The sequence below is a fragment of the Curtobacterium herbarum genome, from assembly GCF_016907335.1.
In the GTDB taxonomy this organism is placed as follows: domain Bacteria; phylum Actinomycetota; class Actinomycetes; order Actinomycetales; family Microbacteriaceae; genus Curtobacterium; species Curtobacterium herbarum.
The window spans coordinates 2,650,806-2,664,741 of sequence record NZ_JAFBBT010000001.1 but is presented as its reverse complement, the minus strand read 5'-3'; the positions used below and the strand labels follow the sequence as shown (position 1 = coordinate 2,664,741).

At 71.4% G+C, this 13,936-nt stretch carries 15 protein-coding genes and 1 riboswitch; of the genes, 8 read left to right on the top strand and 7 right to left on the bottom strand.

Going from position 1 to position 13,936, the window contains the following annotated elements; genetic code table 11:
- Window positions 1–167 precede the first annotated feature (167 nt).
- The 3 genes from JOD51_RS12630 to JOD51_RS12620 all read left to right on the top strand — a co-directional run bounded on the left by JOD51_RS12630 (window position 168) and on the right by JOD51_RS12620 (window position 2,017).
- The gene (locus JOD51_RS12630) at window positions 168–1,355 is read left to right on the top strand and encodes a MalY/PatB family protein (protein WP_239539873.1); all 1,188 of its coding nucleotides are present in this window, start codon (window positions 168–170) and stop codon (window positions 1,353–1,355) included.
- Window positions 1,356–1,436: 81 nt separating this feature from the next.
- Complete coding sequence (locus JOD51_RS12625; RefSeq protein ID WP_204609012.1) at window positions 1,437–1,640, top strand: hypothetical protein; 204 nt, start codon at window positions 1,437–1,439, stop codon at window positions 1,638–1,640.
- Complete coding sequence (locus JOD51_RS12620; protein ID WP_204609010.1) at window positions 1,637–2,017, top strand: hypothetical protein; 381 nt, start codon at window positions 1,637–1,639, stop codon at window positions 2,015–2,017. Before JOD51_RS12625 ends, JOD51_RS12620 begins: the two co-directional genes overlap by 4 nt.
- Window positions 2,018–2,053: 36 nt before the next feature.
- Here JOD51_RS12620 and JOD51_RS12615 read toward each other — a convergent pair whose 3' ends face one another.
- The 3 genes from JOD51_RS12615 to JOD51_RS12605 form a co-directional block, all read right to left on the bottom strand.
- A complete protein-coding gene (locus JOD51_RS12615) occupies window positions 2,054–2,260 on the bottom strand; it encodes a hypothetical protein (RefSeq protein WP_110823655.1) in 207 nt (68 codons plus the stop codon).
- A gap of 44 nt (window positions 2,261–2,304) precedes the next feature.
- Entirely contained in the window at window positions 2,305–3,204 is a 900-nt protein-coding gene (locus JOD51_RS12610) for an SDR family oxidoreductase (protein WP_204609008.1), read from the bottom strand.
- A 213-nt stretch (window positions 3,205–3,417) separates the two neighbouring features.
- Window positions 3,418–3,915, bottom strand: coding sequence for a GNAT family N-acetyltransferase (locus tag JOD51_RS12605; protein ID WP_204609006.1), 498 nt, complete (start codon window positions 3,913–3,915; stop codon window positions 3,418–3,420).
- A 69-nt stretch (window positions 3,916–3,984) separates the two neighbouring features.
- Here JOD51_RS12605 and JOD51_RS12600 point away from each other — a divergent pair, with 69 nt between their 5' ends.
- Complete coding sequence (locus tag JOD51_RS12600) at window positions 3,985–4,869, top strand: LysR substrate-binding domain-containing protein (RefSeq protein WP_204609003.1); 885 nt, start codon at window positions 3,985–3,987, stop codon at window positions 4,867–4,869.
- Between the two features lie 86 nt (window positions 4,870–4,955).
- Here JOD51_RS12600 and JOD51_RS12595 read toward each other — a convergent pair whose 3' ends face one another.
- The 4 genes from JOD51_RS12595 to JOD51_RS12580 all read right to left on the bottom strand — a co-directional run bounded on the left by JOD51_RS12595 (window position 4,956) and on the right by JOD51_RS12580 (window position 6,910).
- Window positions 4,956–5,225 carry a hypothetical protein gene (locus tag JOD51_RS12595; protein WP_204609001.1) on the bottom strand — a complete coding sequence of 90 codons (270 nt, stop codon included), beginning with the start codon at window positions 5,223–5,225 and terminating at the stop codon, window positions 4,956–4,958.
- Window positions 5,222–5,704, bottom strand: a complete 483-nt coding sequence (locus JOD51_RS12590; RefSeq protein WP_111075686.1) for an FBP domain-containing protein — start codon at window positions 5,702–5,704, stop codon at window positions 5,222–5,224. Before JOD51_RS12590 ends, JOD51_RS12595 begins: the two co-directional genes overlap by 4 nt.
- Window positions 5,705–5,784: 80 nt before the next feature.
- Window positions 5,785–6,522: a M56 family metallopeptidase gene (locus JOD51_RS12585; protein ID WP_204608999.1), complete on the bottom strand. Its 738-nt coding sequence runs from the start codon at window positions 6,520–6,522 to the stop codon at window positions 5,785–5,787.
- 13 nt (window positions 6,523–6,535) lie between these two features.
- Entirely contained in the window at window positions 6,536–6,910 is a 375-nt protein-coding gene (locus JOD51_RS12580) for a BlaI/MecI/CopY family transcriptional regulator (RefSeq protein ID WP_166779676.1), read from the bottom strand.
- Window positions 6,911–7,022: 112 nt separating this feature from the next.
- Window positions 7,023–7,130, top strand: a riboswitch (glycine riboswitch).
- A 177-nt stretch (window positions 7,131–7,307) separates the two neighbouring features.
- Here JOD51_RS12580 and gcvT point away from each other — a divergent pair.
- From gcvT to JOD51_RS12560, 4 genes are all read left to right on the top strand, one after another.
- Window positions 7,308–8,423 (top strand): glycine cleavage system aminomethyltransferase GcvT, encoded by a 1,116-nt coding sequence (gene gcvT, locus JOD51_RS12575; protein WP_204608997.1) that lies wholly within the window; start codon window positions 7,308–7,310, stop codon window positions 8,421–8,423.
- Window positions 8,424–8,428: 5 nt separating this feature from the next.
- On the top strand, window positions 8,429–8,806 hold the full coding sequence (gene gcvH / locus JOD51_RS12570) for a glycine cleavage system protein GcvH (protein WP_204608995.1): 378 nt from the start codon (window positions 8,429–8,431) through the stop codon (window positions 8,804–8,806).
- Window positions 8,803–11,736, top strand: a complete 2,934-nt coding sequence (gcvP, locus tag JOD51_RS12565; RefSeq protein WP_204608993.1) for an aminomethyl-transferring glycine dehydrogenase — start codon at window positions 8,803–8,805, stop codon at window positions 11,734–11,736. Before gcvH ends, gcvP begins: the two co-directional genes overlap by 4 nt.
- A gap of 389 nt (window positions 11,737–12,125) precedes the next feature.
- Entirely contained in the window at window positions 12,126–13,760 is a 1,635-nt protein-coding gene (locus tag JOD51_RS12560) for a peptide ABC transporter substrate-binding protein (protein ID WP_204608990.1), read from the top strand.
- The last annotated feature ends 176 nt before the right edge of the window (window positions 13,761–13,936 follow it).

The following is a 13,936-nucleotide window of genomic DNA, read 5'->3' as shown; positions in this document are numbered from 1 at the left end:
CGCTGCCCGGTCCGCCCGCGGTCGGCCGAGGCTCGGCTGCGCGGACACCCTGCGCCAGGTGGCGGGGGCAAAGTGTCCGCCCGGGCGAGGCTCGGCGGCGGGCGCAGACGACGCAGGATGACGTGCGGACTCGCCCCGAGCCTCCCGGCCGAGGCATGCTGGGATGCATGGCGAGCGACGAACAGGACCCGGTCGGCACGCTCCGCGGGGTCCGCACGAGCATCAAGTGGACGCGGTACGCGCCCGACGTGCTGCCCCTGTTCGTCGCCGAGATGGACCACGAGGTCGCGCCGGAGATCCGACAGGCCCTCATCGAGCGGGTGCAGCAGTCGGACCTCGGGTACCTCGACGGGCCCGGGCCGCTCGCTCCCGCGTTCGCCGGGTTCGCCCGTGACCGCTGGGGCTGGGACGTCGATCCGGCGCGTGTGTACCTGGCGACGGACGTCAGTGTGGGGATCGTCGAGACGCTGCGCCTCGCGCTGCCCGACGGCGGCCGGGTCGCGATCACGCCGCCGGTGTACCCGCCGTTCTTCGAGCTGGTGGAGGAGGCCCGATGTCAGGTCGAGGAGGTCCCACTCCGCGAGCAGTGGGGCGTCTACCGGCTGGACCTCGACGGCCTCGAGCGGGCCTTCGCCGACGGTGTCCGCGTCTTCCTGCTCTGCAACCCGCACAACCCGATCGGCCTGGTGCACGACCGTGCCGACCTCACCGCACTGGCGGAACTCGCGGCCCGGTACGACGTCCTGGTCATCAGCGACGAGATCCACGCACCGTTGACGCACCCCGGCGTGCAGTTCACGCCGTTCGCGATGATCGCCGAACCACTCGGTGCGCGGAGCGTGTGCGTGACGTCGGCGAGCAAGGGCTGGAACCTGGCCGGCGTGAAGTGCTCCGTGATCGTCGCCGGGGACGCCCGGACGGCCGCGCTCCTCGACACGCTGTGGGAGGAGGTCGCCTGCCGGACGAGCATCCTCGGGCTGCACGCCAACCTGGCGGCGTTCAGCCTGGCTGTCAGCTGGCTCGACGACGTCATCGACCGGATCGTCGCCAACGACCGGCTCCTCGCGAAGCTCCTGGCCGAGCACCTGCCCGGTGTCGTCTACTCCCGGCCACGTGCGGGCTACCTGGCGTGGCTCGACTTCCGGGGGCTCGGCCTCGGCGACGACCCGGCGGTGCCGCTCCGGGAGCACGCGTTCGTCGCACTGAACTCGGGGCTGCCGTTCGGTGCCGAGGGCAAGGGGTTCGCCCGCATCAACCTGGCGTGCTCGCCGGAGACCCTGCGCGAGGCGGTGTTCCGCATCGCCGCGGCCTACCCGTCGAGTGCGCAGGAGGGGGTCGTCTGGCACGTGGCCTGACGGGTGCCCCACCGAACACGATCGCGTCCCACCGTCCAACGCCGCTGGACAAACTTGTCCAATCCGAGTTGGACTTCTATCGTGAAGCGTGCGGACCTCATCCGCGACCTCCGTCAGCGAGCAGATCGACTCGGCGTTCCCTTCGTGTTCCTGCGGCACGGCGGACGACACGACGTCTTCCTCTTCGGAGGGGAACGCATCGAGATCCCACGGCACCGGGAGGTCCGGGAGATGCTCGCTCGCGCGATCATCCGCGCGTGCGACGACGGGAAGGACGGACGATGACGACGACACACACCGTGCGGGCACAGCGGGACGGACGCTACTGGCTCGTCTGGATCGACGGTGCGCTGCGGACCCAGGCGCGGCGACAGCGCGAGATCGAGCCGATGGCACGCGACTGGTTGGCGAACATGCACGATCGGCCAGCGGCCGACTTCACGGTGCGGATCGAGATCGTGCTGCCCGACTCCGTTCGGGCGCACCTGGACCGGGCGAGCGAACTCCGCGCCGAGGCGGACCGCGCTCGACGGGCGGCCGGGCGCGAGACCGCGGCCGCTGCGAAGGAACTCCACGACGCCGGTCTGACGCTCCGCGAGATCGGACCGCTGCTGGACGTGTCGTACCAGCGGGCGCAGCAGCTGGTGGCAGCGGCGGACTGACCGCTCCGGTCAGAGCTGCGCAGTCGGAACCCGCCCTCAGGCGACCGGAGCGAAGTGGTTGCGGCCGATGACGGTCACGTGCAGGTCGACCTCACGCGAGGGCACCTGGTCGGTCAACGAGATCCACTCCCGCGCCACGAACGCGACCGACGGCCACCGCCGGACCTCGGTCACGGGGAACCCGTCGATGAACACCTGCCACATGCCCTGCTCGCGGACGGCCTGGACCTCGTGCGTCGCCATGCCGTGAGCGTAGCAACGCGACGCACGAGGGACACCCGAGCAGGTCAGGGTGTGACCATGCCGCCGTTCACGTTGAGGGTCTCGCCGGCGACGAAGCTCGACTCGTGCGACGCCAGGAACACGTACGCGGGCGCGAGTTCGGCGGGCTGTCCAGGCCGGCCCATCGGCGACTCGCTGGACCCGAAGTCGGGCAGGGTCTCTGGGTCGACCCCGGCGGACACCTGCAGCACGGACCAGGTCGGGCCGGGAGCGACGACGTTGACCCGGATGCCGCGGCCGATGAGCTGCTGCGCCAGACCCTTCGAGAAGTTGTTGATCGCGGCCTTCGAGGCGGCGTAGTCCAGGCGGTCGGGGGCCGGCTGGTACGCCTCCATCGACGCGGTGGTGATGATCGTCGACCCGGGCTGCAGGTGGGGGAGTGCGGCCTGGACGAGGCGGAAGAGCGAGAGGACGTTCACCGTGAAGGTGTCGACGAGCTGCTCGTCGCTGATGTCGGTGATCTCGGCCTGCCAGTGCTGCTTGCCGGCGCAGGCGACGATGGCATCGAGGCCGCCGAGTTCCGCGACGGCGCGCTCGACGAGCACGGCGGGGTAGTTCCGGGCGGTCAGGTCGCCGGGGATGGTGACGGCCTTCCGTCCCTCGGCCTCGATGAGGGCGACGATCCGCTGCGCGTCCTCTTCCTCGTCGGGCAGGTAGGCGAGTGCGATGTCCGCACCTTCCCGTGCGTACGCGATGGCGACGGCTGCGCCGATGCCGGAGTCCGCGCCGGTGATCAGCGCACGGCGCCCGGTGAGCCGTCCGGTGCCGCGGTACGAGTCCTCGCCGTGGTCCGGCTTCGGGTCCATCCGCGACTCCAGGCCCGGTTCGGGCTGCTGCTGCGGCTCGGGGCTGGTGTTCGGGTACCGGGTGGTCGGGTCGCTGAACTCGTACTGGTCGCGGGGCATGCGACGGACGCTACGCGGACCGGCCGGGAGGCCCGTCGAGCGTTGCGCACTCCGGCCTGGCCCGACCGGTGGTCGCGTCCAGGGCCTCCCGGCCTCCCGGCCTCCCGGCCGCCCCGCGGAGCGGCGACGGCGACGGCGACCGCCGCCGGCGACCGGTGACCGGTGACCGACGACCGGTGACCGACGACCGACGACCGACGACCACGCCGCTCGTCAGAGGTCGAGCGCCATCGCCACGTCCGCCCGGACGTAGGGGCTCGGCGGGTGCTCGTCGGCGCCGAGGTGCCGGAACCCGGTCGTCTCGTACAGGTGGATCGCGCTCGTGAGCGAGCTGTTCGTCTCGAGCAGCACGCGGCGCGCGCCGAGCTCCCGCGCCCGGTCGATCACGGCGTGGATGAGTGCCCGGCCGGTGCCGTGGCCCTGGTGGTCGGGGTCGACGGCCATCTTGACGAGCTCGAACTCGTCGGTGCCGTGCGGGGCGAGGCCGACGCAGCCGACGACCTCGTTGCCCATCCGGGCGACGAGGACGACGCCGCCCGGCTCGACGATGTGCCGGACCGGGTCGCCGAGCAGTCGACGGTCCTCGTCCTCGAGGGTGAAGAACGTCGTGATCCACCGCTCGTTGAGGGACCGGAACGCGGCGGCGTCGGCATCGGAGGACAGGTCGTCGACGACGATCGGGTCGCCGGTGGTGCGGGTGGTGGCGGGCATGGGTCCATCCTCGGGACACCGATGCAGTGCTGTCCAATACTCGTTCGGACGGATCGATACCATCGGCGCATGGATCGTGCACCCGAGGTCGACCTCCGCCAGCTCCGGGCGTTCCTGGCGCTCGCCGACGAGCTGCACTTCGGCCGGGCGGCGGCGGACCTCGGCATCGCGCAGCCGGCCCTGTCGCAGCTCATCCGGCGGGTCGAGGTCGCCCTGGGCGTCGACCTGTTCGCCCGGACGTCCCGGAGCGTCGCCCTCACGCCGGCCGGTCGGGTGCTGCAGGGACGGGCGCGCTCGCTGCTCGCCCAGGCACGGCGGGACCTCGACGAGACCGTCCGCGTCGGCCGGGGCGAGGCGGGTCGGCTCGACGTCGGGTTCGTGGTGTCGGCGCTGCCGCTCGGGCCGATCGAGCGGGTGCAGCGGTTCCGGCAGCGCTACCCGCTGGTCCGGGTGGAACTGACGGAGGGGTTCTCCTCCCGACTCGTCGTCGCCGTGCAGCGTGGGGAGCTCGACCTGGCGGTGGTGCGCGATCCGGACCCGGTCGACGGGGTGCGCTTCGCCCGGTTCCGCAGCGAGCCGTTCGTCGCCGCCGTGCCCCGGGACCACCGGTTCGCCGGCCGCCCGTCGGTGCGCGGACCGGAGCTGCTCGACGACCCGTTCGTGTTCTTCCCCGCCGAGGCCGGCACGCTCGCGACCGAACGGAACACCGCACCCGTGGCCGAGGGGGGTCGACGGCCGCGCATCGTGCAGGAGGCGACGACCTGGGCGACCGTGCTGCACCTGGTCGGTGTCGGCCTCGGGGTGACGGTCCTGCCGGAGAGCGCGGCGCTCGCGGCCCCGGACAGCGTGGTGCTCCTGCCGCTCAAGGGCAGCGCACACCGCAGCGAGCTGGTCTGGGCGTCGCGGGCGGACGACGACCGTGCGGTCCTCCGCAACTTCGCGGCCGCAGACTGAACGCCGACCAGTCGTCAGCGCAGGAGCGCCGCGGTCAGCGCACGAGCGCCGTCAGCCCACCGGTGCCAGCGGCAGCACCGGCGCCGTCAGCCCACCGGTGCCAGCGGCAGCACCGGCGCCCGCTGGTCACCGAGCTCGTCCTCGCGCCACGGCCGCGCACCGGTCAGCGCCAGCCCGATCTGCGTGAGCACGAAGCCCACGTGCGGTTCGACGTCCGGGTCCCACGGCCCCTCGACGCCCAGCCCGAAGGAGCCGAGTTCGTCGTCCGCTTCGTCCCGGATCGTCAGGCGCCAGCGGCCGTCACCGAGTTCCTCGACGACGGCCCAGCGCGCAGAGCGGAACCGGTCCGAGCTCACGCCGTCTTCATGATGTCGGCCGTGAAGTTGTGCAGCCGTGCCAGCAGCGACTCGGAGCGCATCGCGATCGTCGCCGGCGGGTTGAGGTGCGGCGGCGCCGTGCGGATGAGCATCGGGCAGCCGAGGTCCTCGCAGATGTACGAGCCGATGGTGTTGCCGTTCCGTCCGGCCTCACCGGCGCGGGCGGCCGAGAACAGGCGCACCTGCGTGGCCGGCTGCGGGGAGTGGCAGAACGAGCACATCGCGGCGATGCCCGGGCGGAGGGACCCGCCGGCCGCGCGGACGACGATGCCGACCGGCTTGTCGTCCATCCACGACACCATGTAGCCGCGGCGGGCGGCCTGCGGGTCGCGCCAGCCCAGGAACTCGCGTTCGTTCCACAGGGTCTCGTGCAGCCCCGGGATCGGGAGCTGGGCGAGTTCGTCGGGCATCGCGTTGACGAAGGACGATCGGATGTCGGATTCAGTGAGCGGCTGCACGGTTCCCCTCGTGGTGGCGGACCGGACCAGGCTAGCCCCGTGCGCCGACAGGCGGACGCAGGGCGGGCCTCCCGTCCGGTTCAGGACAGCCGGGAGGCCCGGACCGCGCCGAGCGCACCCGTCCCGTCCGCCACCAGGACCGCCCGGCGCAGCGCGTCGCGGCCGACCCGGCGTGCAGCGGCGTCGTCCGCGGCGAACTCGACGAGGACCCGCGTCGACCGTGCCATCGCCCGCGCTCCCGGGACCCACGGGACGGCGCGCTCGACGGACTCGGCGAAGCCGACGACGGCCGCGTGGTGCTGCCGGAGGTGGGCGCGCTCGTGGGCGACCACGGCCTCCAGCTCGTCGGTCCGCAGCTGTTCCGCGAGCCCGGTGCTGACGAGGACCCCGCCGGAGCGGCCGGGGACCGCGCAGGCCAGGGCGGTGTCCGCCTGCAGGACGGCGACCAGGGTGCCGTCGACCTCGCGGTGCGGGGCGGCGCCGGTGCGGATCGCCTCGCGGACGGCCTCGTGCTCGGGGCCGGGGCGGACGCGCACGGCGACGGCGAACGCGACGACGGCCAGGACGGCGACGCCGACGTTCAGGCCGTGGCTGGGGGAGGCGTCGATGCCGAACGGGTCGGTCAGCGGCCGGCCGGCGAGGACGACCAGGGCGATCCCGACGACGAAGCCGGCGACCCCGACGACGACGGCTGCCTGCCAGGCGGCGATGGCGGTCAGCGGGCGGTCGATCGTCCAGGCGGCACGGGTCAGCACCCGTGGGGCGAACGCCACGACGGCGAGGGCGAGGACGACGAGGCAGGCGCCGGTGACGACCACGGGGTCGGTCCGGTCAGGGACGCGTTCGGGAGTCGATCGCGCGGCGGAGGACCTCGAGGTCCCCGGAGGCGAGCGAACCGGTGAACTGCAGGAGCGCTGCCTCGCGGTCGGAGGACGCGGCCAGCGCGTTCGCCATCAGGGAGGCGGTGTGGTCCTCCCGCGAGTGCGCGGCGTGGAAGGTGAGCGGGGCGTCGTCGTGCTGCTCGCGGACCACGGTGCCCTTGCGGCCGAGCCGGTCGAGCACGGTGAGGACCGTCGTCAGGGCGGGGCGCGGTTCGTCGAAGACCTCGAGGACCTGGCGGGCGGTGAGGCCGGCGTCAGCGGTCCAGAGCGCCTCGAGCACCGCCTGCTCGAGCTGCCCACGAGGGCGCGATCGCTGTCCTGCCACGGCGCCACTCTACGTGATGTCGAAGGACGGCCTGGTCGTTGCCCGCAACCGCGACACATGCCCGTAACGCGGGCTCGGTATGCTCACCGGACAACAGAACACGTTCGGCCGACCACCCGCCGCGGGAGAGCCCTGTGACCCGGACGCAGTCCATCCGGGTCCGGGCACCGAAGGAGCAAGCTCCCCGCCAATCTCTCAGGTCCAACACCGCAGCGGGCAGGCCACTCTGAAAAGCAGACACGAGCCGTGGGCGCATCCCACGGAACCGTCGTCTCGCCCACGGTGAAAGCCGACGGACCTCACGGGCCGCGGTGAAACTCTCAGGCCCATGACAGAGGGGGAGTTCCGCACCCGACGATCGCCGTCGGGCCCTGCCGATGCCAGGAGAACTCCGTCCATGTCAGAACCGCTGCGTTCGTCGCCGCTCGAAGCCGCGCACGAAGCCGCCGGTGCCACGTTCACCGACTTCGCCGGCCACCGCATGCCGGTCCGCTACTCGTCCGACCTCGCCGAACACCACGCGGTGCGCGACGCAGCGGGTGTGTTCGACCTCTCGCACATGGCCGAGATCGGCGTGCAGGGTCCGGACGCCGTCGCGTACCTCGACACCGCGCTCGCCGGGTCCTTCGGCGCGATGCCGGTCGGCCGGGCCAAGTACTCACTGCTCCTGACCCCGGACGGCGGGATCCTCGACGACCTCGTCGTGTACCGCACCGGTGACGACGTCTTCCTCGTCGTGGCGAACGCCGGCAACCGGGACGTCGCCGTCCAGGCCATGCAGGAGCGGGCCGCCGGCCACGACGTCACCGTCACGGACGACTCCGACCGGACCGCCCTCGTCGCGATCCAGGGTCCGGCCGCCGCCGGCACGCTCGACGACCTGGTCGTCACGGACCGCCTGCAGCCGGAGACCCCGCTCGACGAACTCCGCTACTACCGGGTCCTGCACGCGCTCTTCGACGGCAGCGAGGTCCTGATCGCCCGCACCGGCTACACCGGCGAGGACGGCTTCGAGCTGTACAGCGACACCGACACCGCGCCGGCGATCTGGGACGCCCTGCTCGCCGCCGGTGCCGAACGCGGAGTCGTGCCCGCCGGACTCGCGGCACGTGACACCCTCCGGCTCGAAGCGGGCATGCCGCTGTACGGGCACGAGCTCGACACCTCGGTGCGCCCGGCACAGGCCGGACTCGGCCGGGTCGTCGCCACCTCGGGCTCCTTCGTCGGCGACGCCGGGGTCGAGCCCGCACCGGACGCCCGCGTGCTCGTCGGCATCACGATGGACGGCCGCCGTGCCGCACGCGCCGGGTACGCCGTGCTCCGTGACGGCGTCGTCGTCGGCAGCGTCACGTCCGGCGCGCTCTCGCCCACCCTCGGGCACCCCGTCGCGATGGCCTTCGTCGACCCGGACTGCGCCGACGGGGGACAGGTCCTCCACATCGACGTCCGCGGTACCGCCATCCCCGGAACCGTCACCGCTCTCCCCTTCTACCGTCGCGCTTCGAGAGGCTGATCCCCATGACCGACCAGACCGCACTGCAGTACACCAAGGACCACGAGTGGATCCTCGTCGAGGGCGACGTCGTCACGGTCGGGATCACCGACCACGCGGCCGAACAGCTCGGTGACGTCGTCTACGTCGAGCTCCCCGCCGTCGGCACCACCACGACCGCGGGCGAGCAGCTCGGCGAGATCGAGTCCACCAAGAGCGTCGGCGAGCTCTTCGCGCCGATCGAGGGCGAGGTCGTCGAGGTCAACGACGCCGTCGTCGCGACGCCCGACACGGTCAACCAGGACCCGTTCGGCGCCGGCTGGCTCGTCAAGCTCCGCGTCGACGGCACCTCGTTCCCCGAGGACCTGATGGACCACGACACCTACCGGGCGTCCATCGCATGACCAGCATCCTGCGGCAGGACGACAACCTGCAGACCACGTTCGCCGACCGGCACATCGGGACGACCCCGGCCGACCAGCGCGCCATGCTCGACGTCGTCGGGCAGCCCTCGCTCGACGCCCTCGTCCGTGCGGCCATCCCGGAGTCCATCCACGCCGCCCCGGTGACCGACTCGTCGATCCCGACCGCAGTGGGGGAGACCGAGGCGCTCGCCGAACTCCGCGCCGTCGCCGGACGCAACACGGTCCGCCGCGCGATGATCGGCCTGGGCTACGCGGACACCCACACGCCCGCCGTCATCCAGCGGAACGTGCTCGAGAACCCGAGCTGGTACACGGCCTACACGCCCTACCAGCCCGAGATCTCCCAGGGCCGACTCGAAGCGCTGATCAACTTCCAGACCATGGTCTCCGACCTCACTGGCATGGCCACCGCCGGCGCGTCGATGCTCGACGAGGGCACCGCCGTGGTCGAGGGCATGCTCCTGGCCCGCCGTGCCTCGAAGGTCACGGGCGACGCGTTCCTGGTGGACGCCGACCTGCTGCCCCAGACGGCCGCGCTCCTCGGCCACCGCGCCGAGGCGGTCGGCATCACCCTGCGCGGCTTCGACGCGGCCGACGGCCCCACCGACGAGCAGCTCGACGGCGCGTTCGGCGTGGTCCTGCAGTACCCCGGTGCCTCCGGTCGCATCGTCGACCCCACCCGCACCATCGAGCGCGTCCACGCCGGTGGCGGCATCGCCGTCGTCGCGGCCGACCTGCTCGCGATGACCCTGCTCGCCAGCCCCGGCGACCTGGGCGCCGACGTCGCGGTGGGCACCAGCCAGCGCTTCGGCGTCCCGCTCGGCTTCGGCGGCCCGCACGCCGGGTACCTCGCCGTCCGGGCCGGCCTCGAGCGCCAGCTGCCCGGTCGTCTCGTCGGGGTGTCCTTCGACGCCGACGGCAGCATGGCGTACCGCCTCAGCCTGCAGACCCGCGAGCAGCACATCCGCCGCGAGAAGGCGACGAGCAACATCTGCACCGCGCAGGTGCTCCTCGCCGTGATGGCCTCGATGTACGCGGTGTACCACGGCCCCGAGGGCCTGCGCTTCATCGCGCACCGGGTCGCCCGGACGACGACGGCGCTCGCCGACGTCGCCCGTGCCGCCGGTGCCGAGGTCGTGCACGACGGCTTCTTCGACACCCTGACGCTCCGGTTCGCCGGCCGCGCCGAGTCCGTCGTCACCGCCGCTCACGAGGCCGGGTACCTGCTCCACCTCGTCGACGCCGACACCCTGCAGGTCTCCGTCGACGAGACCACCGTGCCGGAGGACGTCGTCGCACTGGCCGCCGTCCTCGGCGCCGTGGACGTGACCGTCCCGGGGACCGAGACCGCCGTGCGGGACGCGGGAACGGGCCTCCCGTCCGGCCTCGAGCGCACGAGCGCGTTCCTGTCCCACCCGGTCTTCTCCGCGCACCGCAGCGAGACCCGGATGATGCGCTACCTCAAGCACCTGTCCGACAAGGACTACGCGCTCGACCGCGGCATGATCCCGCTGGGCAGCTGCACCATGAAGCTCAACGCGGCGACCGAGATGGCCGCCGTCACCTGGCCCGAGTTCGCGCGTCTGCACCCGTTCGCCCCGCGCGAGGACGTGCAGGGCTACCTCGACATGATCGGCGACCTCGAGACCTGGCTCGCCGAGGTCACCGGGTACGACACCGTGTCGGTCCAGCCGAACGCCGGCAGCCAGGGCGAGCTCGCCGGCCTGCTGGCGATCCGCGGGTACCACCGCTCGCGGGGTGACGAGGCCCGCACGGTCTGCCTCATCCCGTCGAGCGCCCACGGCACGAACGCGGCGTCGGCGGTCCTCGCCGGCATGCGGGTCGTCGTCGTGGCGTGCGACGAGGACGGCAACGTCGACCTCGACGACCTCCGCGCGAAGACGACCGCGCACGCCGACGCCCTCGCCGCGCTGATGATCACGTACCCGTCGACCCACGGCGTGTACGAGCACGACATCACCGCGATCTGCGACGCCGTGCACGACGCCGGCGGGCAGGTCTACGTCGACGGCGCCAACCTCAACGCGCTCCTCGGGCACGCCCGCTTCGGTGACTTCGGCGGGGACGTCTCGCACCTCAACCTGCACAAGACGTTCTGCATCCCGCACGGCGGCGGCGGTCCGGGTGTCGGACCGGTCGCGGCCAAGGCACACCTCGCACCGTTCCTGCCCGGGCACCCGATGGCGCAGGAGCCCGACCGTCGCACCGGTGCGGCCGCGAACGCCGACGACGACCGCCCCGCCCACGCCGGCGGTCCGGTCTCGGCAGCGCCCTACGGCAGCCCGAGCATCCTGCCGATCACCTGGACCTACGTCCGGATGATGGGCGTCGAGGGGCTCACCCGTGCGACCGAGGTGGCCGTGCTCGGTGCGAACTACCTGGCGGCACGCCTGCGTGAGGCGTTCCCGGTCCTCTACACGGGCGAGTCCGGTCTGGTCGCTCACGAGTGCATCCTCGACCTCCGGCCCCTGCGCGAAGCCACCGGCATCACGGTCGACGACGTCGCGAAGCGGCTCGTCGACCACGGCTTCCACGCGCCGACGATGTCGTTCCCGGTCGCAGGCACGCTCATGGTCGAACCGACCGAGAGTGAAGACCTCGCCGAACTCGACCGGTTCGTCGACGCGATGCTCGCCATCCGGGCCGAGGCGGACGCCGTCGCCCGTGGTGACTGGCCCGCCGAGGACAACCCGCTCGTCAACGCGCCGCACACGGCCGCGTCGGTGATCACGGGGGAGTGGCAGCACGCCTACACGCGCGAGCAGGCGGTGTACCCGGCTGCCGGGCAGGCCGGACGGAAGTACTGGCCGCCGGTCCGCCGGATCGACCAGGCGTACGGGGACCGCAACCTCGTGTGCGCCTGCCCGCCGGTGGAGGCGTTCGCGTAGGACGCCAGTGCGGCACGACGGACGGGAGGCACGTGGCGGGATCGCCACGTGCCTCCCGTCCGTCCGTGGACCGGTCGTCAGGCCGTCGCGGGCGGATCATCCAGGGTGGAGCGCTCCGAATGCAAGCGGTTGCGGGCAACACCTGTGGTTCACCCGGGCGTCACCTCCACGCTGCACGGACGTTGATGCAAACGCAATGGATCCGCGGCGCTCGGGCGCAGACGCGCGGATGTTGCATCTTGCCGCAACGATCGTGCGACTTGGTTTCAGGCGTGTAACCGATGTCTCCAGGGTTTGGTCGGTCCTCTCTGTACTGCCTACAGTTCAGGAGTCAAACGTGCCGGGAGGGACCTCTGTGCCCGGCGCGTCCCATGCACCAGGAGGAACTCTTGATCAAGAAGCGCGCTGGGCTCACTGCCCTCGCCGTGCTCGGGGCCACAGCAATTGCCCTGACCGGCTGCTCCGGCAACGGTGGCGGAAGCGGCTCGGGCTCCGGCTCTGGCACTGCCAACGCCGCCGGCATCGTCACCACGAACGGCAGCGAACCGCAGAACCCGCTCATCCCGTCGAACACCACCGAGACCGGTGGCGGCAAGATCATCACGTCGCTGTTCGATGGTCTGTTCACGTACGACGCCGACGGCAAGCCGGTGAAGGAACTCGCCAAGAACGTCGAGACCACCGACTCGAAGACCTTCGACATCACGATCAACTCGGGGTGGAAGTTCACCAACGGCGAGGCGATCACCGCCGAGTCCTTCACGAAGGCGTGGAACTGGGCAGCCCAGAAGTCCAACGCACAGGGCGCGAGCTACTTCTTCGAGAACATCGAGGGCTACGACGCCGACAAGGACTCCGAGCTCACCGGCCTCAAGGTCAAGAGCGACGACGAGTTCACGGTCACGCTGAAGTCGGCGCAGTCGGACTTCCCGCTGTCCCTCGGCTACAACGCCTTCGTGCCGCTCCCCTCGGTCTTCTACAAGGACACCAAGGCCTTCGGTGAGAACCCGATCGGCAACGGTCCGTACAAGCTCGCGAGCAAGAGCGCCTGGACGCACAACCAGGACATCAAGCTCGTCACGAACAAGGACTACCAGGGCAAGCGCAAGCCGAAGAACGGTGGTCTGACGATCACGTTCTACACGTCCCAGGACACCGCGTACTCCGACGCCCAGGGCGGCAACCTCGACGTCCTCGACGCCGTGCCGGACGCGGCGTTCGCGACCTACAAGTCGGACTTCCCCGACTCGAACGTCAACCAGGCCGCCGCGATCTTCCAGGCGATCTACCTGCCCTACTACCTCGACCACTGGAAGGGCGAAGAGGGCCAGCTCCGTCGCGAGGCGATCTCGCTGTCGATCAACCGCAAGCAGATCACCAACAAGATCTTCCAGGGCACCCGCACCCCGGCCAAGGACTTCACCTCCCCGGTGATCGACGGCTGGACCGGCGACCTCAAGGGCTCCGACGTCCTCGAGTACAACAAGTCGGAGGCCAAGAAGCTGTGGAAGCAGGCCGACGACATCTCGCCGTACAACGACACGCTCACCATCGCGTACAACGCTGACGGTGGACACGAGGCCTGGGTCACCGCGGTGACCAACTCGATCTCCAGCACGCTGGGCATCAAGGCCGAGGGCAAGGCACTCCCGACGTTCGCCGAGGCGCTCGCGCTGCAGACGGACGACAAGCTCACGGGCGGCAGCCGCACCGGTTGGCAGGCCGACTACCCGTCGCTGTACAACTTCCTCGGCCCGACCATGGGCAAGGGCTCGTCGAACAACTACTCGCGCTACGACTCGGCCGAGTACAACGAGCTGCTCGCCAAGGGACGTTCGGCCTCGTCCGTCGAAGCCGGCAACAAGTTCTTCGACCAGGCTCAGGAGCTGCTGCTCAAGGACCTGCCCGAGATCCCGCTCTGGTACGCCAACGTGACCGGTGTCTGGTCCGCAGACAACGTGAAGAACGTCAAGTTCGGTTGGGACTCCGTCCCGCTGTACTACGACGTCGAGGTCACCAAGTAACACGCGGTCTCCTCGGAGACACATCGCGGGCAGGTATCCTGCTCCGCGGCCAACCGGACGGGGGTTCGGGGACCACGGTCCCCGAACCCCCGTACCACGGCGGTCAACACCTTCCCCCACGAACGCGGGCGCCGCCGCCCGCACCGGACACCCGTGCCGACCCTCGGACCGTCCAC